The organism is Paenibacillus sp. FSL P4-0081, assembly GCF_000758565.1.
GTDB classification, from domain to species: Bacteria; Bacillota; Bacilli; order Paenibacillales; family Paenibacillaceae; genus Paenibacillus_AQ; species Paenibacillus_AQ phytohabitans.
In genome coordinates this window covers 7,883,119-7,907,493 of the sequence record NZ_CP009280.1, presented here as the reverse complement: position 1 = coordinate 7,907,493, position 24,375 = coordinate 7,883,119, and the positions used below count along the sequence as shown (strand labels likewise).

General features: G+C 52.2%; 28 protein-coding genes and 1 riboswitch. All 28 genes read left to right on the top strand.

The window, feature by feature from the left end; all coding sequences use genetic code 11:
* Nucleotides 1-46: 46 nt before the first annotated feature.
* The 28 genes from spoIIR to fabZ all read left to right on the top strand — a co-directional run bounded on the left by spoIIR (nucleotide 47) and on the right by fabZ (nucleotide 24,359).
* Nucleotides 47-826, top strand: coding sequence for a stage II sporulation protein R (spoIIR, locus tag P40081_RS33745; RefSeq protein WP_042140258.1), 780 nt, complete (start codon nucleotides 47-49; stop codon nucleotides 824-826).
* A 303-nt stretch (nucleotides 827-1,129) separates the two neighbouring features.
* A complete protein-coding gene (locus P40081_RS33740) occupies nucleotides 1,130-2,290 on the top strand; it encodes an L-threonylcarbamoyladenylate synthase (protein ID WP_231575243.1) in 1,161 nt (386 codons plus the stop codon).
* A 100-nt stretch (nucleotides 2,291-2,390) separates the two neighbouring features.
* Complete coding sequence (locus P40081_RS33735; RefSeq protein ID WP_042140256.1) at nucleotides 2,391-2,963, top strand: manganese efflux pump MntP; 573 nt, start codon at nucleotides 2,391-2,393, stop codon at nucleotides 2,961-2,963.
* Nucleotides 2,964-3,062: 99 nt separating this feature from the next.
* Nucleotides 3,063-3,650 carry a low molecular weight protein arginine phosphatase gene (locus P40081_RS33730; RefSeq protein WP_042140255.1) on the top strand — a complete coding sequence of 196 codons (588 nt, stop codon included), beginning with the start codon at nucleotides 3,063-3,065 and terminating at the stop codon, nucleotides 3,648-3,650.
* A gap of 50 nt (nucleotides 3,651-3,700) precedes the next feature.
* A riboswitch (ZMP/ZTP riboswitch) is annotated at nucleotides 3,701-3,784 on the top strand.
* A gap of 98 nt (nucleotides 3,785-3,882) precedes the next feature.
* Nucleotides 3,883-4,536 carry a TIGR01440 family protein gene (locus tag P40081_RS33725; protein ID WP_081970317.1) on the top strand — a complete coding sequence of 218 codons (654 nt, stop codon included), beginning with the start codon at nucleotides 3,883-3,885 and terminating at the stop codon, nucleotides 4,534-4,536.
* A gap of 69 nt (nucleotides 4,537-4,605) precedes the next feature.
* Complete coding sequence (gene glyA / locus P40081_RS33720; protein WP_039309300.1) at nucleotides 4,606-5,853, top strand: serine hydroxymethyltransferase; 1,248 nt, start codon at nucleotides 4,606-4,608, stop codon at nucleotides 5,851-5,853.
* Between the two features lie 444 nt (nucleotides 5,854-6,297).
* Nucleotides 6,298-6,927, top strand: a complete 630-nt coding sequence (upp, locus tag P40081_RS33715) for a uracil phosphoribosyltransferase (RefSeq protein WP_020426095.1) — start codon at nucleotides 6,298-6,300, stop codon at nucleotides 6,925-6,927.
* Between the two features lie 67 nt (nucleotides 6,928-6,994).
* The gene (gene wecB / locus P40081_RS33710) at nucleotides 6,995-8,155 is read left to right on the top strand and encodes a non-hydrolyzing UDP-N-acetylglucosamine 2-epimerase (protein ID WP_039309304.1); all 1,161 of its coding nucleotides are present in this window, start codon (nucleotides 6,995-6,997) and stop codon (nucleotides 8,153-8,155) included.
* Nucleotides 8,156-8,334: 179 nt separating this feature from the next.
* Nucleotides 8,335-8,568, top strand: coding sequence for an AtpZ/AtpI family protein (locus tag P40081_RS33705; protein WP_042140254.1), 234 nt, complete (start codon nucleotides 8,335-8,337; stop codon nucleotides 8,566-8,568).
* Entirely contained in the window at nucleotides 8,561-8,938 is a 378-nt protein-coding gene (locus P40081_RS33700; RefSeq protein ID WP_042140253.1) for an ATP synthase subunit I, read from the top strand. Before P40081_RS33705 ends, P40081_RS33700 begins: the two co-directional genes overlap by 8 nt.
* Before the next feature lie 29 nt (nucleotides 8,939-8,967).
* Complete coding sequence (atpB, locus tag P40081_RS33695; protein ID WP_042140252.1) at nucleotides 8,968-9,735, top strand: F0F1 ATP synthase subunit A; 768 nt, start codon at nucleotides 8,968-8,970, stop codon at nucleotides 9,733-9,735.
* A 107-nt stretch (nucleotides 9,736-9,842) separates the two neighbouring features.
* Nucleotides 9,843-10,055, top strand: a complete 213-nt coding sequence (atpE, locus tag P40081_RS33690) for a F0F1 ATP synthase subunit C (RefSeq protein ID WP_036699216.1) — start codon at nucleotides 9,843-9,845, stop codon at nucleotides 10,053-10,055.
* A gap of 97 nt (nucleotides 10,056-10,152) precedes the next feature.
* Nucleotides 10,153-10,641, top strand: a complete 489-nt coding sequence (gene atpF, locus P40081_RS33685) for a F0F1 ATP synthase subunit B (protein ID WP_039309309.1) — start codon at nucleotides 10,153-10,155, stop codon at nucleotides 10,639-10,641.
* On the top strand, nucleotides 10,638-11,189 hold the full coding sequence (locus P40081_RS33680; RefSeq protein WP_042140251.1) for a F0F1 ATP synthase subunit delta: 552 nt from the start codon (nucleotides 10,638-10,640) through the stop codon (nucleotides 11,187-11,189). Before atpF ends, P40081_RS33680 begins: the two co-directional genes overlap by 4 nt.
* Nucleotides 11,190-11,200: 11 nt before the next feature.
* On the top strand, nucleotides 11,201-12,712 hold the full coding sequence (gene atpA, locus P40081_RS33675; RefSeq protein WP_042140249.1) for a F0F1 ATP synthase subunit alpha: 1,512 nt from the start codon (nucleotides 11,201-11,203) through the stop codon (nucleotides 12,710-12,712).
* Nucleotides 12,713-12,824: 112 nt separating this feature from the next.
* The gene (gene atpG, locus P40081_RS33670) at nucleotides 12,825-13,694 is read left to right on the top strand and encodes an ATP synthase F1 subunit gamma (protein ID WP_039309316.1); all 870 of its coding nucleotides are present in this window, start codon (nucleotides 12,825-12,827) and stop codon (nucleotides 13,692-13,694) included.
* A 124-nt stretch (nucleotides 13,695-13,818) separates the two neighbouring features.
* Nucleotides 13,819-15,216, top strand: coding sequence for a F0F1 ATP synthase subunit beta (atpD, locus tag P40081_RS33665; RefSeq protein WP_039309318.1), 1,398 nt, complete (start codon nucleotides 13,819-13,821; stop codon nucleotides 15,214-15,216).
* 57 nt (nucleotides 15,217-15,273) lie between these two features.
* Nucleotides 15,274-15,690 carry a F0F1 ATP synthase subunit epsilon gene (locus P40081_RS33660; RefSeq protein WP_039309326.1) on the top strand — a complete coding sequence of 139 codons (417 nt, stop codon included), beginning with the start codon at nucleotides 15,274-15,276 and terminating at the stop codon, nucleotides 15,688-15,690.
* A gap of 195 nt (nucleotides 15,691-15,885) precedes the next feature.
* Nucleotides 15,886-16,143 (top strand): DUF1146 family protein, encoded by a 258-nt coding sequence (locus P40081_RS33655; RefSeq protein ID WP_042140248.1) that lies wholly within the window; start codon nucleotides 15,886-15,888, stop codon nucleotides 16,141-16,143.
* Nucleotides 16,144-16,341: 198 nt separating this feature from the next.
* The gene (murA, locus tag P40081_RS33650) at nucleotides 16,342-17,724 is read left to right on the top strand and encodes a UDP-N-acetylglucosamine 1-carboxyvinyltransferase (protein WP_042140247.1); all 1,383 of its coding nucleotides are present in this window, start codon (nucleotides 16,342-16,344) and stop codon (nucleotides 17,722-17,724) included.
* 246 nt (nucleotides 17,725-17,970) lie between these two features.
* Nucleotides 17,971-19,131, top strand: coding sequence for a stage II sporulation protein D (spoIID, locus tag P40081_RS33645; protein ID WP_042140246.1), 1,161 nt, complete (start codon nucleotides 17,971-17,973; stop codon nucleotides 19,129-19,131).
* A 61-nt stretch (nucleotides 19,132-19,192) separates the two neighbouring features.
* Nucleotides 19,193-19,933 (top strand): M23 family metallopeptidase, encoded by a 741-nt coding sequence (locus tag P40081_RS33640; protein ID WP_042140245.1) that lies wholly within the window; start codon nucleotides 19,193-19,195, stop codon nucleotides 19,931-19,933.
* 226 nt (nucleotides 19,934-20,159) lie between these two features.
* Entirely contained in the window at nucleotides 20,160-20,447 is a 288-nt protein-coding gene (spoIIID, locus tag P40081_RS33635; protein ID WP_019915029.1) for a sporulation transcriptional regulator SpoIIID, read from the top strand.
* A 128-nt stretch (nucleotides 20,448-20,575) separates the two neighbouring features.
* Nucleotides 20,576-21,574: a rod shape-determining protein gene (locus P40081_RS33630; protein WP_042140244.1), complete on the top strand. Its 999-nt coding sequence runs from the start codon at nucleotides 20,576-20,578 to the stop codon at nucleotides 21,572-21,574.
* A gap of 46 nt (nucleotides 21,575-21,620) precedes the next feature.
* On the top strand, nucleotides 21,621-22,499 hold the full coding sequence (locus P40081_RS33625; RefSeq protein ID WP_042140243.1) for a flagellar hook-basal body protein: 879 nt from the start codon (nucleotides 21,621-21,623) through the stop codon (nucleotides 22,497-22,499).
* A gap of 67 nt (nucleotides 22,500-22,566) precedes the next feature.
* Nucleotides 22,567-23,388, top strand: a complete 822-nt coding sequence (locus P40081_RS33620) for a flagellar hook-basal body protein (protein ID WP_042140242.1) — start codon at nucleotides 22,567-22,569, stop codon at nucleotides 23,386-23,388.
* 9 nt (nucleotides 23,389-23,397) lie between these two features.
* A complete protein-coding gene (locus P40081_RS33615; RefSeq protein ID WP_042140241.1) occupies nucleotides 23,398-23,631 on the top strand; it encodes a DNA-directed RNA polymerase subunit beta in 234 nt (77 codons plus the stop codon).
* A 305-nt stretch (nucleotides 23,632-23,936) separates the two neighbouring features.
* Nucleotides 23,937-24,359 carry a 3-hydroxyacyl-ACP dehydratase FabZ gene (gene fabZ, locus P40081_RS33610; RefSeq protein ID WP_039303787.1) on the top strand — a complete coding sequence of 141 codons (423 nt, stop codon included), beginning with the start codon at nucleotides 23,937-23,939 and terminating at the stop codon, nucleotides 24,357-24,359.
* The last annotated feature ends 16 nt before the right edge of the window (nucleotides 24,360-24,375 follow it).

Here is a 24,375-nt window from a genome sequence, read left to right as displayed (position 1 = left end):
ACATACTGGGAACATAAGAGTTTCAGAGGGAGAGGGGCTGCGCAAGATGAATAACGATCAGCTGGATAAAAGGGATTCTCTGCGGATTACATTCAAGTATACTGCCATTTTAATTTGTTTTTTTATGATATTGATGATGGCCTGGGAAGGGCAAAAAAGCGATGCTGCCGTAGCGGAGGTATCTATTCCGCAGGAGTCGATCCGTCTGCGTATTCTGGCGAATTCGGATGGTGCGGGAGATCAGCTGGTCAAACGCCAGATCCGCGACCAGGTGGTGGAGCAGATTAACCAGTGGGTGGCCGGACTGGAGGATCCCCAGAGTCTGGAGCAGGCGCGGGCGCTGATTCAGAGTCATCTCCCGGAGCTGAATGATCTGGTGGGCGGAGAGCTTGCGCGGCGGGGAATTGATTATAGCTATAAAGTCGAACTGGGCACCGTACCTTTCCCGACGAAAATGTATGGCGGCCGGGTCTATCCTGCCGGGGAATATGAAGCGCTGCGGGTCACGCTTGGCGCAGGCAAAGGTCAGAACTGGTGGTGTGTGCTGTTTCCGCCGCTCTGCTTCATTGATGCCGGCTCCGGTGATGCGGCAGCTGCGGAACCCGCTGCAGCCAAGAAGGCTTCGGCAATCTCTGCTAAGGCTTCCGGAGACGGAGCCAAGGTGAAAACGGCGGATGGCGGGGTTGATAAGACTGCTTCCGGTGTAGCGGCTTCGGCCGGCGGGGACGGCGGTGCGGACGCTGATGCAGAAGCGCCGAAGGTGAAGTTCTTCGTATGGGAGCTGCTGCAGAATTTGTGGAGCTGGATCTGCGGATTGTTCGCCTAAGCTTCCGGGAATTTGCGGAATGGCGGTTTACGAAATCTACAGTTTTCCTGCCGGATATGGTACGATAAATGCAGAACTTGAGCGGAAGTGGCTGCGGCTCCACCTGGTGGAGCCGTTTTTGGCTTTTTCCGGACGATGCAGTATTGAAGTGTGAAGTGATTACAGAGGAAAGCTTGTGATGAAATGACAGAGCCTAAGGATTCTTCGTTTGCGGTTCAGCGCCGGAGCGGCAATATAGATGCAACTCTTTATTGGAGTTTGACGTCCGGGATTACCGGACCCGGACCTGCTGCGGGGCAGGACATGCTTTCTGTTCCATCAGCAGAGAGTGACAGGGAGGCAATCGCTGCTGCGGCAGCTATGCTGCGGAGCGGGGGCACCGTTGCTTTTCCGACCGAAACGGTCTACGGATTGGGGGCGGATGCCCGGAATACCCCGGCAGTAGAAGCGGTATTCGCGGCCAAAGGCCGCCCCTCCGACAACCCGCTGATCGTGCATATAGCCCGGCGGGAAGAGCTGGAGGGCCTGGTCCTAGAAGTGGCTCCGGCCGCCTCGGCGCTGATGGATGCCTTCTGGCCCGGCCCCTTGACGCTGGTGCTGCCGGTCCGCCCCGGCGTCCTCTCGCCGCTGGTTACAGCGGGGCTGGATACGGTCGGCGTGCGCATGCCCGACCATCCGGTGGCGCTGGCCCTGCTGCGCGCCGCGGAATGCCCGGTTGCCGCGCCCAGCGCCAACCGCTCCGGGCGGCCGAGTCCTACGCTGGCCGCCCATGTGATGGAAGACCTCGCCGGATATATCGGCGGGGTACTGGACGGCGGCGCGGCCGGGGTCGGCCTGGAGTCGACCGTGGTGCAGGTGCAGCCGGACGGGACGGTAGCGGTGCTCCGTCCCGGGGGCATCACCGCCGAGCAGCTCGCGGCGGTGGCGGGTGCCGGGGCTGTGGCCCCAGCCCCGGCACCGGACCTGGCGGACGCTGCCGCCGGACATTCCGGCGGCCAGTCCCCGGCTTTGCCGCCGCAGGTGAGCGGCGGCGGGACGGGCGGCGCTGCTGCGCAAGCCGCCGGAGACGGCAGCCCGGCGCCGCGCGCGCCGGGCATGAAGTACACGCACTATGCCCCGCGCGGCGCGCTTGGCATCGTACGCGGCTCCTCCCCGCAGCGCGTGGCGGAGACCGCCGCAAGCCTGCTGCAGGCGGCGCAGCGGGAGGGCGGGATCACGGGCCTGCTCCTCTTCGAGGAGCATAGGGCCCTGTATCCCGCCGACCCGGCCGCCTGCGTTGTTTCTCTCGGCTCGTTAGCCTCGCCGGAGGAAGCGGCCCGCTCCCTGTATGCCGCCTTGCGGCGCTTCGATGAAGCGGGAGCGACCTATATTCTGGCCGAGGCCTGCCCGGTCACGGGCCTCGGCGCTGCCATAATGAACCGGCTGATGAAAGCCGCCGGTGAAGCGGTGATCGACGCCGGTTAACAGCCTCTTCCCGGCTCTGCTATCCGCCTCATAGTCATGAATACCATCTTGTCCGCATATCGTTGTTGTACAAGAACTTACGGACTTTGGGGGTATATTCATGGGCATAGGCGGAATATATGAGGGCTGGGGCCAGCTCGTAACAGTTGCCATTATGGCAGTTGCGCTTGGAATGGATGCGTTCTCGCTCGGTGTAGGGATCGGGATGAAGGGTATCCGTCTGCTGCATGTGCTGCAGCTCAGTCTGCTCATTGCTTTTTTTCATGTGCTTATGCCGCTGCTCGGCTTGTTCACAGGCAGCTATGTCGGCCATCTGTTGGGTCAGGTGACCACCTATGCCGCCGGGGGGCTGCTTGTACTGCTGGGCGGACATATGATTCTGAATTCATTCCGCAAGGGTGACGGCGGGAGCCGGGCGGTGGATCACCGGACGGTATGGGGCATGCTGCTGATCTCGCTCAGTGTAAGTGTAGATTCCTTTTCGGTCGGGGTTTCACTGGGAATGTTTGTGAATAGCATAGTTATTACAGTGCTGGCCTTCGGTGTCTGCGGCGGCATGATGTCTATTACCGGACTGCTGCTGGGCAGGAGAGTAAGCCGCGGGCTCGGGGATTACGGTGAAGCACTGGGCGGAGCTATACTTCTGGCGTTTGGCTTGCTGTTCATCTTCTGATACAATAACGGAAATACAAATAAATAGAACATTTCATTGTTCAGTTCATTCGGAAGTTGTGGATTATCCGAAATTATATTTTTACCGGAGGTGGAAAGTATGCTGCATATTTTATTCGTCTGCACAGGAAATACCTGCCGCAGCCCTATGGCTGAAGGTCTTCTGCGGAAGCTGGCGGGAGAGCGGGGGATCGATGTGGAGGTGCGGTCTGCCGGAGTTTCCGCCATTTCAGGTACTTCCATATCCAGGCATGCTGCCGGAATCCTGCAGGATGAAGGCATTGAAGATCGTATAGTATCCTCGCAACTGACCGGAGAGGCTGTCTCTTGGGCTGATCTGGTGCTTACCCTGACCGGAGGACATAAGCGGCATTTGCTGCAATATTTCCCTGACGCAGTTAACAAGACTTATACTCTTAAGGAATATGTGCATACGCAAGAGTCTGTGAACGCCGATATCCGTGAACTGGATAGCCTGTATGCAGATGCCGAACTCAGCATTTCGCTGGGCGGAGAGCCGAGCGCCGCTGATATGCAACGGATTATTGAGATCCGGCAACGGATTCCGAGCTTCGATATCAGTGATCCGTTCGGCGGCTCCCGTGAAGATTATGAGCTGACGGCTGCTGAGATCCGGACTGCGTTGTACAGTTTACTGGATAAGCTGGAATCCTTACGGCGGTTGTGAAGGTGGTTGATTTTTCGCCGTCTATCCCTTAAGATGAAATAAATATTATCCGGTTCCGGTGTAACTGGCGACAAGTGTGGATCAAACCACGATGGAGCACCTGGAATAAACGGCCGGTCGCCTGGGCAAAAGAGCACATCCGCAGCTAAATCTGCGGACTGCTCTTTTTTGTTTAAATGTCGTATCTGTAGTGGGAATTGTGGCATTATCAACGCTTGAAGGGGGCGGTAAGATGGACGAAGTCCGTAAGCAGGATCTATGGGGAGAGCGCGCGTCCGGTGCGCCTTCAGCAGCCGGGCAACAAGCGGACAGTGCAGAGCTGACCCTGGACGCCGCAGCTGCGGCGGTAGTCCGCGAACTGGCGGAAGCGGGTAAGCTCGGTCCGGGTAAAATTCTCGTCGTCGGGGCCAGCACCAGTGAAGTGGCGGGTGTGCGGATCGGCACCGGAGGTGCGCTTGAGGTTGCACAGCTGCTGCTGCAGGGGATTACGCAGGCCGCTGCTGAATTTGGCTTTCATCCCGTGTACCAATGCTGCGAGCATCTGAACCGTTCGCTGGTGATGGAACGTTCTTTGCTGGAATCACTGGGGCTTAGGGAGGTTTCGGCTGTGCCGGTTCCGGGAGCCGGAGGTTCCATGGCTGCGGCCGCTTACCGCTCTATGACAGATCCGGTGCTGGCCGAGACTATAGAGGCCCACGCCGGTATTGATATCGGGGAGACGCTAATTGGCATGCACCTCCGCCGCGTAGCCGTACCTTTCCGGCCTAGCCTGCGCTATATCGGGGCAGCCCGGGTGAACGCAGCATGGAGCAGACCGCCGCTGATCGGCGGCGAACGGGCAGTGTACCGCACGCCGGAGACAAGCGGCTCCGCGAATTGTGACTGAGAGCAGCGTATATAACTGGTTTCGTCTTAACACCACATAAATTAGAGTAACAGGGAGGAAATAAGAAACATGGAACAACTACGTAAGAGTGACCCGGCAGTACTGGAAGCGATGGGCTTGGAACTGAGCCGTCAGCGTGCAAACATTGAACTCATTGCTTCAGAGAATATTGTAAGTGAAGCCGTAATGGAAGCCATGGGCTCCGTGCTTACGAACAAATACGCCGAAGGTTATCCCGGCAAACGTTATTATGGCGGCTGTGAAGATGTGGATATCGTGGAGAACCTGGCCCGTGACCGTGCCAAGCAGCTGTTTGGTGCCGAGCATGTCAATGTGCAGCCGCATTCCGGTGCACAGGCCAATATGGCCGTTTACCTTGCCGCGCTTAATCCTGGCGATACCGTACTGGGTATGAATCTGGCGCATGGCGGCCATTTGACCCACGGCAGCCCGGTTAATGCTTCCGGTATCCTGTATAACTTTGTGGCTTATGGCGTACAGGAGGATACTTTCCTGATTGATTATGACGAAGTGCGTAAAGCAGCCTTCAAACACCGCCCCAAAATGATCGTAGCCGGAGCAAGCGCGTATCCGCGGACCATTGATTTTGCCGCACTCGGTTCCATTGCAAATGATGTGGGTGCCTTGTTTATGGTCGATATGGCCCACATTGCCGGATTGGTTGCAGCCGGTGTTCACCCGAGTCCGGTTCCTCATGCCCATTTCGTTACAACAACTACGCACAAAACCTTGCGCGGTCCACGCGGAGGGATGATTCTGTGCAGACAGCCATGGGCTGCTGCTATTGATAAAGCGGTTTTCCCGGGTTCCCAAGGCGGACCGCTCATGCATGTCATTGCGTCCAAAGCCGTTTCATTCGGTGAAGCACTGCAGCCGTCGTTCAAGACCTATGCCGAGAATGTAGTGAAGAATGCCAAGGTTCTGGCAGATACGCTGATCGGCGAAGGCGTTAATATTGTTTCCGGCGGTACGGATAACCACCTGATGCTGCTGGATACCCGTAATCTGAGCATTACCGGCAAGGATGCGGAGAAGGTGCTTGATTCCATTGGAATTACAGTCAACAAGAATGCGATTCCGTTCGATCCTACCAGTCCGTTTGTAACAAGCGGTATCCGGATCGGTACACCTGCTGTTACATCACGCGGTATGGACGAGCCGGCTATGGTAACGATCGGCCGGATTATTGCCAATGTGCTGAAGAATCCGAAAGATGACGCTAATTTGACCCAGGCTGCACGTGAGGTGGCCGAGCTTACTGAAAAGTATCCGATCTATCCTGGTTTGCAGTACTAATATTAAGCTGCTTATTCTGCCTTTGCGGGTCCGGTTCCACCGGATTCCGCAAAGGTTTTTTTGATAGGTGAGATTTCAAATGCTTTGTGGCCGGTTTCTGTTGCATAATGTTCACAAATTATAGTAAGAAAATGGTATGAATTATCATGTAATAATCATGAAAGTTCATGGAATTTTCAATAAAAGTAGTGAAAGAAATGTGAATAGTATTAAAAGTGCCTAATGGCACAAACTAAGTTTTGTTTTATATCCAGAGGCTTGGGGGAATTTCCTAAACTTTCCGTGCAGCTATGAAATTTGCGGAGACTGCCTTTGCAGGCGGTTTTCCCCTTCTGTAGGTGAAAAGCGGCCTTGGTGATGATATAATAGACAAGATTTAGCCACGCGGGAAGCAAAGCGCTTACTCTGGCTATAAATAAGACTTACAATTACCGGAGGGACAAAATGGGAAAATTGGTGATTTGCGATCATCCATTGATTCAGCACAAATTAACATTTATTCGCGATGTGCGGACCAACACGAAAGAATTCAGAGAGCATGTCGATGAAGTAGCAACACTTATGGCTTATGAGATTACCCGTGATATCCCGCTTGAGACCATTACGGTGCAGACACCGGTGGCTGAAACGCAGAGCAAAGTGATCTCGGGAAGAATGCTGGGACTGATTCCGATTCTGCGCGCCGGTCTTGGTATGCTGGAAGGTGTCCTGAAGCTGCTTCCAGCGGCGAAGGTAGGACATGTCGGGCTATTCCGTGATCCGGAAACACTGCAGCCGGTTGAATACTACATTAAGCTTCCTACAGATGTACAGGAACGCGAGCTGATCGTAATCGATCCGATGCTGGCTACAGGCGGCTCAGCCATTGCGGCCATTACCTCGCTTAAGAACCGCGGATGCACCCAGATCAAGATGATGAACCTGATTGCTGCTCCTGAAGGCGTCGCTGCGGTGCAGGCTGCACATCCGGATGTGGACATCTATGTAGCCGCACTTGATGATCATCTGAATGAGCATGGTTATATTGTCCCAGGCCTCGGAGATGCCGGCGACAGACTGTATGGAACCAAGTAATAATACCCTTGAGGTATTAATAGAACAAATACAATTTCTGTAGTCTTCAGAAGAGAGGGTAGGGGTTATGTCCAAAATTAAAGTAATGACGATTTTCGGAGTGCGCCCCGAGGCGATCAAGATGGCGCCTCTGGTTCTGGAACTGAACAGACACCCTGAGCAGATTGAATCCATTGTCTGTGTAACTGCCCAGCACCGTGAACTGCTTGATCAGGTGCTGGAGGTATTCAAAATTACGCCGGATTATGATTTGGACGTAATGAAGGACCGGCAGACCCTTAATGAGATTACTATCCGGGTGCTTGAAGGACTAGAGCCAGTGCTTCGCGAGGTCAAACCTGACCTGGTGCTTGTACACGGGGATACGCTTACCACTTTCCTGGCCAGCTATGCGTCTTTCCTGCAGCAAATTCAGGTTGGGCATGTGGAAGCAGGTCTTCGGACATGGAACAAGCTTTCGCCTTATCCGGAGGAAATGAACCGTCAGCTGACCGGCGTGCTTGCCGATCTGCACTTTGCCCCGACCGATTGGTCAGCCGGCAACCTGAGACACGAGAACAAAAAAGAATCAAGTATTTATATCACAGGCAACACTGTAACTGATGTGTTTCAATATACCGTACAGCCGGACTACCGGCATCCTGTACTGGATTTTGCTTCAGGAAAAAGACTTATTTTGATGACGGCGCACCGCAGAGAATCCCAAGGCGAACCGCACCGTCATATTTTCCGTGCTGTCAAAAGAATCGCTGATGAATTTGAAGATGTAGCCATTGTGTATCCTGTGCACCCGAGTCCTGCAGTGAAGGAACCGGCGCATGAGATCCTCGGCGGACACCCTAGAATTAAGCTGATTGATCCGCTGGATGTCGTTGACCTGCATAATTTTTATCCGCATACCCACCTGATATTGACCGATTCCGGCGGCCTGCAGGAGGAAGCTCCCTCCTTTGGAGTTCCCGTGCTTGTGCTGCGTGATACAACCGAGCGCCCGGAAGGGATCGAGGCCGGAACATTGGAGCTTGTGGGGACGGACGAGGAGAAGGTGTATCAACGGACACATGCTCTATTGACCGATCAGAATCTGTATCAGTCCATGAGCCGGGCCGCCAACCCGTATGGAGACGGCAAAGCCTCCGAGAGAATTGTCAATGCGATTTTGCACCATTTCGGAGCTGTTAAAGAACGTCCGGAAGAGTTTCACAGAATGTTCACAAATAATAAATGATGGCACGACAACTAATATACTAAAGTAAATAAAAGCAGCATACAGTGAAACTGTACGGTTTATATGGTTTTGGTATGTTTTGCTGTGATTATTTTCATGTTTTCAAGCACTTTTGAGCAATTTTCGGTGAATTGACAAAGAGTCTGGATATTCAGTAAAATTAGTTGGGATTGTAGCCTATGAAGGAACAAAAGAACGAGGCCGGCCTGGGACGTATTGCTTTGGTTCTCGGGGGTGCAGGCAGCTTGCTTGCCGCTTACATTGTTATAGGTTTTTTTGTGGCAAGGTGGCTGCAGAACCTGATGGACGGACCTAAGCTTTGGCTGGCCATCGGAACAATTGCCGGGATGGTTCTCGGGGTTGTGAATGTTGCTTTGCTAATCAAAAAATTTCTGGGGGAGCAAAATGGATAATATGACTCCCGTAATCAATACCGTTACCAGGGTGACAGTAATCATTATGGCAGGCTTGTTAATGGGATGGGCTCTTCATCATGAGACCCGTGCAGTTACTCTGGGCATGTCGCTGGGCTTGCTGGCAGGACTCGTTAACTTTCGTTATCTTGCCCTCAAAGTAAGAAGGGTGACACAGGCGGTTGCGGATAAACAGAAAAGTTCTTTCAGCCTTGGTTTCGCTACAAGAATCAGTTTCGCTATTCTGGTCACCATGTTTTCGGTCAAAATCGAGCATTTCTCGCTGGAGGCAACGATTGCCGGCCTGTTCATCCCCCAGCTTCTATCTATTCCCGTGGGGATATATTTAGGAATCAAGAATAAGCTGTAGCCATATTAAAGAGAAAGGGGGATGATACTATGCACGAAATGCCTTTAATCTATGTTGGCGGAATACCGATTGACTTGTCAGCGGTACTGATGCTGGTGATCAGTTCGGTGATCGTGTTCGCTCTGGTCATGCTGTCCGTCCGCAACCTGTCTGTTGATAATCCGTCACGACTCCAGAATTTCATGGAGTGGGTCGTTGAATTTGTACAGGGACTGATCAGCAGCGCCATGGATTTGAAGAAAGGGAAGCCTTACATATCACTGGGATTGACGCTGATACTGTTTATCTTCGTCTCCAATCTCCTTGGTCTGCCGTTTTCCTTCATTACAGAAGCCGAAGGTCCGGTTCACATTTTTGGACATGTTATCGAAGCAACCAAAAATCTGACACATGGCGAGCATGTAGAGATTCTGTGGTATAAATCGCCGACTGCAGATATCAATGTAACCGCCGGGCTGGCGATTGTCGTGTTTGTACTAATGAACTATTTGGGAATCAAGCTGAATGGCAAACATTATTTCAAACACTATATTGAGCCGTTCCCGATCTTCTTGCCGCTTAACATCATTGAGAACCTGGCGAAGCCGGTGGCGCTTGCCATTCGTCTATTTGCTAATATTTTTGCCGGCGAGGTTCTGATCACCGTAATTCTGAAGCTGGGGATATTCAGTATCCCGTTCCTGGCTGTCTGGCAGGGCTTCAGTATCTTTGTTGGTGCGCTTCAGGCGTTTATCTTTACGATTCTGACGATGGTGTACATCGCGCAGATGACGATCCACGAGGAAGAAGCACATTAATGAACTGCCGTGAGGATAGCGGCAGCCGCCGGAATACTCTTCGCGGGAGATTTTTATATCATTAAGTCATTACAAAAAGAACCGAAATTAAAGGAGGATATTTACAAATGGAATTTTTGGCAGCAGCAATCGCGGTTGGTTTAGGCGCACTCGGTGCAGGTCTTGGTAACGGTATGATCGTCAGCAAAACAGTTGAGTCCATCGCTCGTCAACCGGAAGCACGTAACGCACTGCAGACAACAATGTTTATCGGTGTAGGTATCGTGGAAGTTATTCCTTTGGCCGCTACAGTTATCGCATTCCTGATCATGTTTACTTAATAAACCGTTTTTACGGTTTGGCGGGGAGGGCAAGTGCCATCCGCGCCTTACTTTTGTATATGTCCGCATGCCGCGGTAACGGAAAGGAGTGACCTCAGTGACTATCGTTTGGACAAATATATTGTTTTCCATTATCGCCTTTGGGATCCTGTATTTCCTGCTCAGCAAATTTGCATTCAGCAAGCTGTTCGGAATTATGGAGAAGCGCCGCGAAATGGTGCTGCAGCAAATGGATGAAGCAGCCAAGACCAGAGAACAGGCGGTCGCTTACGTAGAAGAACAGAAGCAGGCTCTGCAGCAGGCACGCCAAGAGGCGCAGGCTATCATTCAGCAGTCCCAGGTTACAAGCAACAATCAGGTTGACAAGCTTCTGGATCAGGCTAAAGCTGAAGCTACCCGCCTTAAGGACGAAGCAGTCCGTGATATTGAGAGCGAGAAGAACAAGGCTGTGGAAGCTTTGCGCAGCGAGCTGGGTACAGCATCGGTCCGCATTGCATCCAAGCTGCTTGAAAAAGAAGTTAAGGCTGACGGCGAACAGGAACAACTCGTTGATCAATACCTCAAAGAGGTAGGAGGCCGACCATGAGCCGCGATACGGTAGTTGCCAAACGCTATGCCAAAGCCTTGTACAGTGCAGCAGTGGATGAAGGCATTACACTTGAAGTGGAAGCCCAGCTTAGGTTAGTAGTCGAAGTGCTTCATTATGATGCAGAGGTGAAACAGTTCATTCTGGCACCGCGCATCTCGCAATCCGACAAGCTGAATGTGCTGCGCGGAGCGCTTAAAGGTAAAGTCTCGGAAGCGGTAATGAACATGGTAGAACTGCTGGTAGAGCGGGGCAGAACCGATATTTTCGCAGAACTGCTGGCCACGTACGTCAAGATAGAAGGGGACGCCCTTGGCATCGGCGATGCTACTGTCTACTCCGCCTATTCTCTGAATCAAGAGGAACAGGATAGTGTAGCGGCAGAGTTCAGCCAGCTTACAAACCGCAAGATTCGTGTTACCAATGTGGTGGATAAGAGCCTGCTAGGCGGACTGAAGGTCATCATCGGCGATACGCTGTATGACGGCAGTCTATCCGGCAAGCTGGAGCGTCTTGAGAAATCCTTTAATGATAAGCAAAGAAGATAGGGGTGAGGATATTGGGCATCAGACCTGAAGAGATCAGCACTTTGATCAAAAATCAAATTGAGCAATATAAAGCCGATATCGAAGTGGCCGAAATTGGCACCGTCATTCAAGTCGGAGACGGTATCGCCCGTGTCTACGGTCTGGAAAACGCAATGGCAGGGGAACTGCTGGAGTTCTCCAACGGTGTAGTAGGCATGGCGCTTAACCTGGAAGAAAGCAACGTCGGTGTTGTTATCCTGGGTGAATACACAGCCATTCGTGAAGGCGATCAAGTCAAACGTACAGGACAAATTATGCAGGTTCCGGTTGGGGAAGCCATGCTGGGCCGTGTAGTGAATGCACTGGGGCAGCCGCTTGACGGCAAAGGTCCAATTGCAACGACTGAATTCCGTCCTGTAGAACATAATGCACCGGGCGTTATCGACCGTAAATCGGTTCATGAACCGATGCAGACAGGTCTGAAAGCGATCGATGCCATGGTACCAATCGGCCGCGGACAACGCGAACTGATCATTGGTGACCGTCAAACCGGTAAGACTGCGATCGCCATTGATGCAATCATCAACCAAAAAGGCAACGGCATGAAGTGTATCTATGTTGCGATTGGTCAAAAACAATCTACAGTAGCACAGGTAGTAGAAACCCTCCGCCGTCACGGCGCGCTGGAATATACTATCGTTGTAACCGCGTCGGCTTCCGAGCCTTCTCCGCTGCTCTATATTGCTCCATACGCAGGCTGCGCAATGGGCGAATACTTCATGTATAAAGGCGAGCATGTTCTTGTTATTTATGATGACCTTTCGAAGCAGGCTTCGGCTTACCGCGAATTGTCCTTGCTGCTCCGCCGTCCACCGGGCCGTGAAGCATTCCCGGGTGACGTATTCTACTTGCACTCCCGTCTGCTGGAACGTGCGGCTAAGCTCAGCGATGCGCTTGGTGGAGGTTCATTAACCGCCCTTCCTTTCATCGAAACACAGGCTTCTGACGTATCGGCTTACATTCCTACGAACGTAATCTCGATTACCGATGGTCAAATCTTCCTTGAATCCGATCTGTTCAACTCCGGTCAGCGTCCGGCGATCAACGTCGGTATCTCCGTATCCCGTGTAGGGGGTTCCGCGCAGATCAAAGCAATGAAGAAGGTTGCCGGTTCCCTGCGTCTGGATTTGGCTCAATACCGTGAGCTTCAGGCCTTCTCCCAGTTCGGTTCCGATCTGGATAAATCTACGCAAGCCCGTTTGAACCGCGGTGCGCGTATGATGGAGATTCTGAAACAAGGCGTAAACCAGCCGCTTAATGTTGAGCACCAAGTGCTCAGTCTGTACACCGCTGTCAAAGGACATCTGGATGATATTCCTGTCAAAGACGTGAAGCGTTTCGAGAAGGAATTCCTGGCGTATATCGACAGCAGTGCAACTGAAATCCTTCAATCCATTACGGATACCAAGGATCTGACAGCAGACAACGAGGCAGCACTCAAAGAAACGATCGAGAAATTCAAAAGAGGCTTTGCTACAAGCTAATATATAGAGTTTGCTCAGTTACGCTTACGAAGTCAGCTTTGGCTGTGCCAAAGCTCAGCTTATGCTTACGATGTTAGCTTTGGCTACGCCAAAGCTCAGAGGTGGTGAAATCATGGCAAGAAGCATGCGCGATATTAAACGTCAAATTAAGAGCGTTCAGAACACCAGACAGATCACCAAAGCGATGGAGATGGTCGCCGCCTCCAAGCTGCGCAAAGCGCAGGAGAAAGCTGAAGCTGCGCGTCCTTACTCAGAGAAGCTTAAAGAGGTGGTCTCGAGTATTGCTGCCGGTACGCAGGATGTTCAGCATCCGATGCTGGTCAGCCGGCCTGTCAAAAAAACAGGGTATTTGATCATCACCTCGGATAGAGGTCTTGCAGGTGGCTACAATGCCAACATTCTGCGTAAAGTAACGATGCTGATCGCAGAGCGGCATAAGTCCAAGGATGAGTATGCACTGTTTGTTATCGGCCGCAAGGGCCGTGACTTTTTGCGCCGCCGTGAGTACCCCATTGTAGAGGAAATCACCGAGCTGTCTGATACCCCGAAGTTTGCTGACATCAAGTCGATTGCTTATTCGGCGGTAAACCAGTTTGAGACAGGCGTCTACGATGAGCTGTACATTTGCTACAACCAGTTTATCAATGCGATCAGCCAGGTTCCGACTGTAGACAGACTTCTGCCTATGGATGGTGTAGGAAAAGGCGAGCATCACGGAGCGACAGCTGCCTATGAATACGAACCTTCTCCTGAAGGCGTGCTGGAAGTTCTGCTTCCTAAATACGCCGAAACTTTAATCTACGGTGCTCTTCTGAACGGCAAGGCCAGTGAGCTGGGAGCTAAGATGACAGCTATGGGCAGTGCAACGAAGAACGCGTCAAAAATGATCGGAGAACTAAGACTTACGTACAACCGCGCCCGTCAGGCGGCAATTACGCAGGAAATTACCGAGATCGTGGCTGGTGCGAACGCGCAGTCTTAATATGAGTGGGTCCATGCCTCCGGGCTTGGCCCTGCCTTGTATTTATCCGCAGAAACGGATGATGCCTTTAAAGGGTAATGGACCGTTTCTACATATGTAACAGCTTTCGAGGAGGGAAATGAAGATGAACAAAGGACGCGTTGTGAGCATTATGGGTCCGGTTGTCGATATTGAATTTGAACGCGGCCAGCTGCCCGAGATATTCAACGCTATCAAAATTGTTGGGACTCTGAGCGATGGCCGTAACATGGATCTGACTCTTGAAGTTTCCAATCATCTTGGAGATAACCTGGTGCGTTGTATCGCCATGTCTTCCACAGATGGACTGGTACGCGGTATTGATGCCATTGACCAGGGAGGACCGATCTCGGTTCCTGTTGGTGAAGCAACACTCGGCCGCGTATTTAACGTGCTTGGTAATCCAATCGATAACGGCGCTGAAGTGGTGGCTGCAAGAAACCCGATTCACCGTCTGGCTCCTACATTCGATGAATTGTCCACTCAGGCAGAAGTTCTGGAAACCGGCATTAAGGTTATCGACTTGCTTGCCCCTTACGCCAAGGGCGGTAAGATCGGCCTGTTCGGCGGTGCCGGCGTAGGTAAAACTGTAACCATCCAGGAACTGATCAACAACATCGCACAGGAACACGGCGGTATCTCCGTATTCGCAGGTGTTGGCGAGCGTACCCGTGAAGGTAATGACCTGTATCATGAAATGACGGATTCCGGCGTTATCAAGAAAACGGCGATGGTATTCGGACAAATGAATGAGCCGCCGGGCGCGCGTCTGCGCGTAGCTCTGACCGGTCTGACCATGGCGGAATATTTCCGTGATGTTGAAGGCCGCGATACGCTGCTCTTTATCGATAACATATTCCGCTTCACCCAAGCGGGTTCCGAAGTATCGGCCCTTCTCGGCCGTATGCCTTCTGCGGTAGGTTACCAGCCTACACTGGCTACAGAAATGGGTCAGCTGCAGGAACGTATTACGTCCACTAAGAAAGGTTCTGTTACTTCAATCCAGGCGATCTACGTGCCTGCGGATGACTATACAGACCCTGCACCGGCTACTGCGTTTGCCCACTTGGATGCGACTACCAACCTGGAGCGTAAAATCTCCGAAAAAGGGATTTTCCCTGCGGTTGACCCTCTGGCTTCAAGCTCGCGTATGTTGGCACCTGAAATTGTCGGAGAAGAGCATTATAACGTGGCACAAGGCGTTAAGCAGCTGCTGCAGCGTTATACTGAGCTTCAGGATATCATTGCAATCCTGGGTATGGATGAGCTGAGTGAAGAGGATAAGGTCATTGTGTCCCGCGCCCGTAAGGTTGAGCGCTTCCTGTCCCAGCCTTTCCATGTAGCAGAACAGTTCACAGGCTTCAAAGGCAAATACGTGCCGATCAAAGAAACAGTACGCAGCTTCAAAGAAATCCTGGAAGGCAAGCACGATGATCTTCCGGAAGTAGCGTTCCTGTTCGTAGGTACGATTGAAGAAGCAGTGGAAAAAGCCAAAACGTTGTAATCTCGGCATGAGCCGGGTAGTGAGCTTTATTCTGTAAAGCTTTGAGGAGGAATGGAAGTGAATACCTTTTTGCTCGAAATTGTCACTCCGGAGCATCTGGTCTACTCCAAGCAAGTGAATAGCTTGACGGTACGTGGCGTGAATGGTGCACTGGGCATTTTGCCGGGACATATTCCGCTGGTAACTCCGCTTCAGGTTGCTCCGCTTAGCGTCAAAGCAGACGGCGTAACGGTGTCTATCGCCGTTCATGGCGGTTTCGTTGAAGTGCACAAAGATAAGGTAACGGTGCTGGCTGAAAGTGCTGAGCTGCCCAAAGATATTGATGTGGAGCGCGCTGAAGCAGCTAAGGAACGGGCTGAGCGCCGTCTTAAGCTGCAAAGCAAGCAAGATGAAATTGATCACCGCCGTGCTGAGCTGGCCTTGCAGCGCGCTGTAACGCGGATCAAAGTTTCGACCGGAAAAGGACAACAGTAGCAGAGAAGCGGTCAAGCCCAGGGCTTGACTGCTTTTTTTGCTTAACTGAATCTAGCAGAGTATGAACATATCGTAAACACTTAGGCAGATAATGCGCCAATTGTTTAAAAATTCGTAAAAGTACTGGATTCTTTTCCCCTGCGCAAGTATGATATAAGAGTCGATTTCCGAGTAACCTTACACGGGGGGCTAATGATGAACACAAGCTTATCCGCTGAATTGTCAAGTGCGATCGGCAGCAGCAGTTTAATTTCGATGGTAGTTTCTCTAGTCTGTGTCGCGTTATCCTGGTGGGCACTTCAGAACCTAAAGCTCGATCTGGTCATAAGATATCCCAAGAGTCCCCAGGGCAGGTTGCTGCATTTGCTGCTGGCCATTGTCCTCGGCCATTTCGTGGCCGGATTTCTGCTGGATTATCTGGGCTGGAGCGGACTTATCACCCGGATGTTTTAATGACGGTTGGTTTGGTTATATCTGTCATAGGCCAATGCAGTGAAAAAAGTGTCGAATAATAAGGTTTTATTATGTCAACACTGAAGTTTAAGGAATGCGTCTGCACATTAGGCGCAGTGACGGAATATTCAATATTTTAACTGACGAATTTCAAACTCAAATTAATTTCAGAAATAATGGACGCGGAGGGAAACCGAAATGAGCAAATTTATCGTCCGCGGTGGCAACAGATTGACCGGGAGCGTGAAAGTTAGCGGCGCAAAAAATTCCGTACTACCGATCATAGCCGCCTCTCTATTGGCAGAAGAAGGAGTTAGCGTCATTGTGGACGCACCTCCGCTAGACGATGTAATCACGATTAGCAAAGTGCTGGAATCTCTGGGTGCAGGTATTACATACCAGAACGATATCATTGAGGTTGATGCCAGAAATATTACTTCCTGCGAAGCGCCTTATGAATGGGTGCGCAAAATGCGGGCTTCTTTCCTGGTAATGGGTCCACTCTTGTCCCGTATGGGGCATACACGTATTTCCTTGCCTGGCGGTTGTGCCATCGGGACTCGGCCGATTGACCAGCATTTGAAGGGGTTTGAAGCACTGGGTGCAGAGATCAGTCTGGGCCAGGGCTACATTGATGCGAAAAGTAACGGAAGGCTGCGCGGAGCCAAGATTTATCTGGATGTGGCCAGCGTAGGTGCAACCGAAAATATAATGATGGCTGCGGCACTTGCCGAAGGCATTACTGTAATCGAGAATGCCGCGAAAGAGCCGGAGATTGTTGATCTTGCGAATTACCTGAACGGCATGGGCGGTATTGTGCGCGGTGCAGGCACCGGAGTGATCCGGATCGAAGGTGTTGAACGTATGCATGGGGTAAGACATCATGTCATTCCGGACCGTATTGAGGCTGGAACCTATATGGCAGCTGCAGCAATTACGGGCGGCGATGTATATGTGGAAGGCGCCATTGCTGATCATCTGGGCCCGGTTATTGCCAAGATGGAAGAGATGGGCGTTACGGTTATTCCAGACGAGAACGGTGTCCGCGTTATCAGCGACAAGCCGCTGAAGGCTGTGGATCTCAAGACGTTGCCTTACCCTGGGTTCCCTACCGATATGCAGTCGCAGATGATGGCGTTATTGCTGCGTTCCGAAGGTACCTCTGTAGTTACAGAGACTGTTTTTGAGAACCGGTTCATGCATGTGGATGAATTCCATAACATGAATGCTGAGATTAAGATTGAAGGCCGTTCCGCCATCGTTACCGGTAATGCCCGTCTTGTCGGTGCCAAGGTGTGTGCTACGGATCTGCGTGCAGGCGCTGCGCTTATTTTGGCGGGCCTGGTGGCTGAAGGCACTACAGAGGTTAGCGGAACGCATCATATTGACCGTGGTTATGTGCATCTGGCCGAGAAGCTGTCGGGTCTTGGTGCGGACATATGGCGTATTTCCATGGAAGAATCAGCGGCTGCAACTGCAGCTGTGAAGGAAGAAGTACTTAAGCCGGAACCGGCAAGAAGTGAATCCTTCAAGAGCGATGAGGTCAAACCGCGCTTTCAGATTCAGCCGTCCTGGGTATAATAGCAATTTTTAACATGAAGGGACCAGCCCGCGAATAAGCGGCTGGTCCCTTTTTTGATAGACTGGAATTTATATGTTTGGGGTCCCCGCAAAGTACCTTTACCATCATCGATGCTAAAGCCCCACTTTGTGGGGTTATTTTGCTGCGCCTCCGGGCAACTCTCTTTCTCTCAGAATCACGTTCTAGCAGGTGCCGGAAATTCATATCTATAAGAATCACCGGTGCTTATGGAAGGAGCCATAGAGATGAAAGAGTTAAGATTGCTGCGGCGCATCCTGAAGCGCCCGCGCAGCGTAGCGCGTGCGCGGCGCGGGGCGCCCCGGATCAGGCGGCTGGCCCCCGCCGCCTGGCTCGCAGCGCCGCTGCTGGCGGCGCTGCTGCTGCCACTGGCTGTTGTCCCGCTGCGCGGAGGCGGACAACAGCCAGCACCTCCGGCCGTGCCGCAGGCCACGGCCGCGCCGGCACCGCCGGGAACGGCTGCTGCGGAAGCGCCGCAGCCGGAGGTCTCCGTCTATTTGTCGCAGAGCGGACAAATCGAGACCCTGCCGCTGGAGGAATACGTCAGCGGCGTGCTGGCGGCGGAGATGCCGGCGGACTTTGAGCTCGAGGCGCTCAAGGCCCAGGCCGTTGCCGCCCGCACATTCATTGCCCGCCGCCTGCTGGCCGGCGACCACAGCGGGGTACCCGTTCCTGAGGCGGATGTGAGCGATACGGTAAGCCATCAGGCTTACATCTCGCAGGCCGTGCTGGAACGGGACTTTGCGTCCGGCAGCAAGCGCGCCGGACTGGCGAAGCTCCGCCGCGCGGTCCTGGAGACGCGCGGGATCATCATGACCTATAAAGGGCAGCCGATTACGGCCTCCTTTTTTGCCTCCAGCGGAGGGTATACGGAGAACTCCGAGGATTACTGGAATGCTGAGGTTCCCTATTTGCGCAGTGTAGCCAGCCCCTGGGAGCGGGAGATTACCCCGAACCTCGCGGTCACCTACACCTTCAGCAATTCGGAGCTCCGCAGCAAGCTCGGGCTTACTGCCAGGGAGCTTCCCGCTGCGGCGAATCTGGCTGCCTCAGGCAAGGCCTTGCAAGTCTCTTCATCTTCGGCCGGACTGCCCGCAGAAGTGATCTCGCTGACAGCAGGACACCGGATCAAGAAGATCTCTATCGGAGGTACTGTGTTCACAGGCCGGGAGGTAAGAGAGAAGCTGGGACTTCGTTCGAGCCAGTTCACCTGGAAGCGGAAGGACGGGAAGGTGCTGATCACAACCTATGGAAACGGCCATGGCGTCGGCATGAGCCAATGGGGGGCGAACGGTATGGCGAAGCAGGGAAGTACAGCCACGCAGATTCTCAAACACTATTACAGCGGGGTCTCTTTTACGGGGATCTCAACTCTTCTGAAAAAATAACTTGCAAGATACGTATAAAAGCGAAGCGCCCGGTAACACTGGTTACTGAGGTGATAACCATATGAATGAACAAGACAAAAACAAACCAAACCATGATGAATCTCTCAAAAACAAGCAGGGAGATTCAGGCGCTAAGCCTTCTTCATGGACCAGACTGTTATCCAAACGGTGGGTATTCCCGGCAGTCTACACGGCAGCAGCGGCAATTATACTAACCTTGGTGTGGGTCTATCAGGATGCCGGCCAGAAGCCGCTGAATCCGGACACCGCCGCGGTCGTTTCACAGGAAGGTGTTGCCGGGAATGAAACCGGAGCCCTGACCGGTGATCCGGAAGCCCTGGAAGTCGTAGCTTCAGCAGAAAGCCTGGCTTGGCCGGTAGCGAGCCCAAGTGAAGTCGAAGTGGTCAAACCGTACTATGATGAAAACGGCACAGAAGAAAATCATGTGGCGGCGATGGTGCAGTACAATAACACCTTTATTACCAACACCGGGATCGATATTGCCCGCGAAGACAACAAGACGTTTGACGTAAAGGCAGCCCTCAGCGGTGAAGTCACCAGAGTCGAAGATGTGGCAGTACTCGGTAAAGTGATCGAGGTTACATCTCCGGGTGATCTGAAGACAGTTTACCAGAGTCTTAGCGATACCAAAGTCAAGCAGGGTGATGAAGTGAAGCAGGGCGATACGCTGGCAACAGCGGGACAGAACGAATTGGAGAAAGGTCTCGGCAACCATGTGCACTTTGAAGTGCACGAGGACGGCAAGATTGTGAATCCTTCGGATCTGCTTCCACAGCGCTGAGCCGAAATTTCCGCAGGGGGCGAAAGCCTCCTGTTTTTTTATTTTTCTACCCGAAATGGACGGCGGGACCGGTTCTATCTGGAGAATGGAACTGCAAACGGCTCATAAATAGGTTGTCCGAGAAATAAAATGGGCCTTCCGGAGCTTGTCATGTCTTGAAAGCGCGAATATATAGGCCCGCCCCTCATATAATGTACCAAACTATCCACAGTTGGGAGGCGGGAGCGTGCACGATTACATCAAGGAACGTACGATCAAAATCGGACGCTGCATCGTGGAAACCAGGCACACGGTCCGGACCATAGCCAAGGAATTTGGCGTTTCAAAGAGCACGGTGCATAAAGATTTAACCGAACGGCTGCCGGAAATCAATCCGGATCTGGCCGATCAGGTGAAGCACATTCTCGAATATCACAAATCAATCCGTCATCTTCGGGGGGGAGAAGCCACAAAAATCAAATATAAGAAAACGACAGGCAAAAAGCGTGAGGTAGCCGTAGCATCAAAGCCATAAGATTTTCGGAATTTTAAGTAATAATTCAGCTTTACTACATTGTGTACACCCCCTAAAGTATGGTATTTTTAAATTTGGTACTATCTAACTATTCTCATTTAAAATAACACTTTGGGGGCTCTTTCATTATGCTTAGCAAGGATATCGGAATCGATCTCGGCACGGCCAATGTGCTCATTCATGTCAAGGGAAGGGGAGTCGTTCTGGATGAACCTTCCGTGGTCACACTTGAAAGTGATACGAAGAGAGTCCTTGCGGTTGGTGAACAGGCACGCCGGATGGTTGGGCGCACACCTGGAAACATAACTACAATTCGTCCGCTCCGTGATGGAGTCATTGCCGATTTTGCGATTACAGAAATGATGCTGAAATATTTTATCGACCGCGTCGGGGGCCGGACCTGGTATTCAAGGCCCCGTATTTTGATTTGCGCGCCTACGAATATTACGTCCGTTGAACAGAAGTCAATCCGTGAAGCCGCGGAACGCAGCGGAGCCAAGGAAGTTTTCATGGAAGAAGAACCCAAAGCTGCGGCAATCGGAGCAGGGATGGATATTTATCAGCCAAGCGGAAATATGGTCGTCGATATTGGCGGGGGAACAACGGATGTAGCCGTATTGTCCATGGGCGACGTTGTTACCGCCTCTTCGATTAAGGTCGCAGGGGACAAGTTCGACGAAGCCATTTTAAGATATATCAAACAGAAATATAAACTCCTGATCGGTGAACGTACAGCTGAGGATATCAAGGTTACTATCGGGTCCGTACGCCCGGGCGGCATGAAGGCTGAGCTGGATATACGCGGACGTGACATGGTGAGCGGACTTCCCCAGACACTGACCATCACATCCGGTGAGGTGAAGGAAGCGCTGTGGGATCCGGTTTCTGCTATTGTGGCTGCGGCGAAGTCAGTGCTGGAGCGTACACCGCCGGAGCTGTCGGCAGATATTATTGACCGCGGAGTCGTATTGACCGGCGGCGGTGCACTCCTTAACGGATTGGACGAGCTGCTCTCTGAACAGCTGCATGTTCCGGTCTGGGTTGCCGAAGATCCGATGCACTGTGTAGTTAAGGGGACGGGAATTATGCTTGACCATTTAGATAAGGTTGTTAAGAAAAAGTTCTAGTCTGCCGATAATAAGTTAACAGCAGATTCAGGAAGGGACTGACCTCATGCTAAGAGGATTATATACGGCGGCTGCAGGAATGGTAACGCAGCAGCGCAGACATGATACAGCGACACAGAACATTGCCAATTTGAATACTACGGGGTACAAGCAGGTCGACAGCGTCAGTCATGCATTTCCCGAGGTGCTGATCTCGGCGATGAGCGGTGGCGTTACGAAGCCTGTCGGCCGGCTTAACACAGGGGTTTTTGCCGAACAGTCTGTTTCCCAGTATTTGCAGGGTGACCTTATCGAAAGCGGCAAAAACGCAGATTTCGCGCTGTCAACCGATTTGCAGGTAGAGGACCCGGATAATGCGGGCGCTTATCTTGCTTTTGACGGCTCAGGTAAATATATTAGTCCTGACGGCGAGGTAACTTACCGTCCGCAGGCGTTCTTTACAGTACAGGATAATGAAGGTAACAATTTATATACACGTAACGGAAGCTTTACGGTAGGACCTACTGGAGAGGTGCTTAGCTCCGGGGGATTCAGCGTATTGGACAGTAACGGTAATCCGCTGAGATTGACAGGCCCTGAGGATAGCCTTAAAGTGGACGGGCAGGGTAACTTGATTAACAATGCGACCGGACTGCCTTCAGGAACCCGCATCGGGATCAGTGTAATTACAAGACCGCAGGAGCTGGTACGTGACGGGAACGGCGTTTTCCATGCCGATGATGCGGAGGCCGCTGAAATCCGTTACTCCAATGCCACCGATAATTTGCAGGTGCGTCAGGGGTATCTGGAGAACTCTAATGTGGATGCCACTCAGGTAACGGTGGATATGAACGCCGCCTACCGGGCTTATGAAGCGAATCAGAAGGTAATCCAGTTTTATGACAGCAGCCTGCAGAAGGCTGTTAATGATGTCGGCAGAATATAGACTGCAGGTGCACTGATGAAGTGAACCGGTTTCTTCTTAGTTATTAAGCTTTTGGGAGGTTAGATCTGTGAACAACTCGACAATCGGTGCCGCTGTGTCCATGTCCAGCCTACAGCAGCGGCTGGATATCATAGCGGATAACATTGCCAATATGAACACAAACGGCTATAAGAGCAAAGAAGGCTCTTTCGAGGACGTGCTCACACGTGTGCAGCAGCAATCCAAAGACTATGACCAGCCTGGCCGCAGTATGCCTCTGGGCTTCAATATCGGCTTTGGTGTCCGTGTGCCTTCGGTTACAAGCAACTGGGAAGAGGGCACTCTTCAGGAAACGGGGAATCCAACGGATTTGGCGCTTCAGGGTAATGGATTGTTCGGTGTTCAGGTCAACGGAGCTACTGCGTATACCCGTCAAGGTGATTTCCATTTCATCCCGGATACCGCGAATCCTGACAATATGATGCTTGTAGATAATACCGGTAACCCTGTGCTGAACACAGACGGGAATCCGCTCACAGTGCCAGCCAATGTGAGTGCTGCTATTGACGAGAGCGGCCGGGTACTTACCAAGACCGGTGAGAATGATCCTGCTATTATAGCGGGCACACTTATGATTGTAGAGCCGCTGAGCAAGAATGCTCTGCAAGCTGTGGACGGCAACTTCTATACGCTTGCCGATGGTGTGACTGCACAGCAGGCGTTTGTGCAAAGAGCCGCAGGTGAAGCGAAGGATGTGGGCGTACGTACCGGATATCTGGAGTCATCCAACGTGGATCTAAGTAAGGAAATGACCGAGATGATGCAGATTCAGCGCACCTATCAGCTTGCTGCCCGGGCGTTGTCCTCCAGTGACCAGATGCTGGGCCTGGCTAATAACATGCGCGCGTGAGGTGACGGAATGAGTCGTGAGAAGGTCAACAAACCGGAAGAAGAACAACAGCAGCAGCCGGTAAGGCGGCGCGGGATTTCGGCATGGACCATTATCCAGTGGTTCCTGATTCCCCTGCTGCTTGTTGCCGCGCTTGGAGGCGGCCTGGTCGTCGGTTACGTGATTCTCGGCAAAAAAGAATTTAGCGATGTGCTCCTGTGGAGCACCTGGAAGCATGTATATGATTTGGTGTTTGCACCCTAAATAATTCCTGAATACAGGATTTCGGAAGCTCCCTTGTTGTACAGGGGAGTTTTCTTTTTTATACTGAAAAATGTATAATGATGGCGTGCCCTAAGAGCGCCAAAAAGGGCCCTCTCCGCCATGCTGCCGCGTGCGGTGGAGAAAGCCCCTTATCTCAACCTCCACTGCTGCAGGTGGTGAAGGATAGTTATAGTTTTTGCCGAAGCTGCCCATATTTATGCAGGGCGGTGAAGAATAAAACAAAAGCGCTGCTGTAGGCGGAGGTTTTATAGACGCGGTTACATCCGAAGGGAGCTTTGCTGATCATGCTGGATATCAATCAAATTCAAGAAATCATCCCCCACCGGCCCCCATTTCTGCTGGTGGACAAAATCACTGAAATAGAAATGGGCAAACGGGCTGTCGGCATCAAAAATGTGACGGTGAATGAACCTTTTTTCACCGGACATTTTCCGGGATATCCGGTAATGCCGGGTGTGCTAATCACGGAAGCGCTGGCTCAGGTGGGCGCAGTAGCTATTCTGGGGCTGGAAGCAAACCGCGGTAAAATAGGCTTCCTGGCCGGCCTCGACGGCTTCCGTTTCCGCGGCCAGGTCGTACCTGGCGATACTCTTGTGCTTGAGGTGGAGATTACCCGGCTTAAAGGCAGCATCGGCAAAGGCCAGGCTACCGCTAAAGTGGAAGGCAAGATTGTAGCTTCCGGGGAAATTATGTTCGCACTCAGCTAGATCCTGTTATAAAATT

What these genes read in the sequence shown, in the direction of transcription:
- P40081_RS33740 (WP_231575243.1), top strand. Translation starts at nt 1,130, where the DNA reads ATGCTTTCTGTTCCATCAGCAGAGAGTGACAGGGAGGCAATCGCTGCT.
- atpD (WP_039309318.1), top strand. Translation starts at nt 13,819, where the DNA reads ATGAACAAAGGACGCGTTGTGAGCATTATGGGTCCGGTTGTCGATATT.
- P40081_RS33615 (WP_042140241.1), top strand. Translation starts at nt 23,398, where the DNA reads ATGAGTCGTGAGAAGGTCAACAAACCGGAAGAAGAACAACAGCAGCAG.
- P40081_RS33640 (WP_042140245.1), top strand. Translation starts at nt 19,193, where the DNA reads ATGAATGAACAAGACAAAAACAAACCAAACCATGATGAATCTCTCAAA.
- wecB (WP_039309304.1), top strand. Translation starts at nt 6,995, where the DNA reads ATGTCCAAAATTAAAGTAATGACGATTTTCGGAGTGCGCCCCGAGGCG.
- P40081_RS33705 (WP_042140254.1), top strand. Translation starts at nt 8,335, where the DNA reads ATGAAGGAACAAAAGAACGAGGCCGGCCTGGGACGTATTGCTTTGGTT.
- atpG (WP_039309316.1), top strand. Translation starts at nt 12,825, where the DNA reads ATGGCAAGAAGCATGCGCGATATTAAACGTCAAATTAAGAGCGTTCAG.
- murA (WP_042140247.1), top strand. Translation starts at nt 16,342, where the DNA reads ATGAGCAAATTTATCGTCCGCGGTGGCAACAGATTGACCGGGAGCGTG.
- P40081_RS33730 (WP_042140255.1), top strand. Translation starts at nt 3,063, where the DNA reads ATGCTGCATATTTTATTCGTCTGCACAGGAAATACCTGCCGCAGCCCT.
- atpE (WP_036699216.1), top strand. Translation starts at nt 9,843, where the DNA reads ATGGAATTTTTGGCAGCAGCAATCGCGGTTGGTTTAGGCGCACTCGGT.
- glyA (WP_039309300.1), top strand. Translation starts at nt 4,606, where the DNA reads ATGGAACAACTACGTAAGAGTGACCCGGCAGTACTGGAAGCGATGGGC.
- P40081_RS33655 (WP_042140248.1), top strand. Translation starts at nt 15,886, where the DNA reads ATGAACACAAGCTTATCCGCTGAATTGTCAAGTGCGATCGGCAGCAGC.
- spoIID (WP_042140246.1), top strand. Translation starts at nt 17,971, where the DNA reads ATGAAAGAGTTAAGATTGCTGCGGCGCATCCTGAAGCGCCCGCGCAGC.
- P40081_RS33680 (WP_042140251.1), top strand. Translation starts at nt 10,638, where the DNA reads ATGAGCCGCGATACGGTAGTTGCCAAACGCTATGCCAAAGCCTTGTAC.
- P40081_RS33630 (WP_042140244.1), top strand. Translation starts at nt 20,576, where the DNA reads ATGCTTAGCAAGGATATCGGAATCGATCTCGGCACGGCCAATGTGCTC.
- atpB (WP_042140252.1), top strand. Translation starts at nt 8,968, where the DNA reads ATGCACGAAATGCCTTTAATCTATGTTGGCGGAATACCGATTGACTTG.
- P40081_RS33725 (WP_081970317.1), top strand. Translation starts at nt 3,883, where the DNA reads ATGGACGAAGTCCGTAAGCAGGATCTATGGGGAGAGCGCGCGTCCGGT.
- P40081_RS33625 (WP_042140243.1), top strand. Translation starts at nt 21,621, where the DNA reads ATGCTAAGAGGATTATATACGGCGGCTGCAGGAATGGTAACGCAGCAG.
- P40081_RS33735 (WP_042140256.1), top strand. Translation starts at nt 2,391, where the DNA reads ATGGGCATAGGCGGAATATATGAGGGCTGGGGCCAGCTCGTAACAGTT.
- fabZ (WP_039303787.1), top strand. Translation starts at nt 23,937, where the DNA reads ATGCTGGATATCAATCAAATTCAAGAAATCATCCCCCACCGGCCCCCA.
- upp (WP_020426095.1), top strand. Translation starts at nt 6,298, where the DNA reads ATGGGAAAATTGGTGATTTGCGATCATCCATTGATTCAGCACAAATTA.
- spoIIR (WP_042140258.1), top strand. Translation starts at nt 47, where the DNA reads ATGAATAACGATCAGCTGGATAAAAGGGATTCTCTGCGGATTACATTC.
- P40081_RS33700 (WP_042140253.1), top strand. Translation starts at nt 8,561, where the DNA reads ATGGATAATATGACTCCCGTAATCAATACCGTTACCAGGGTGACAGTA.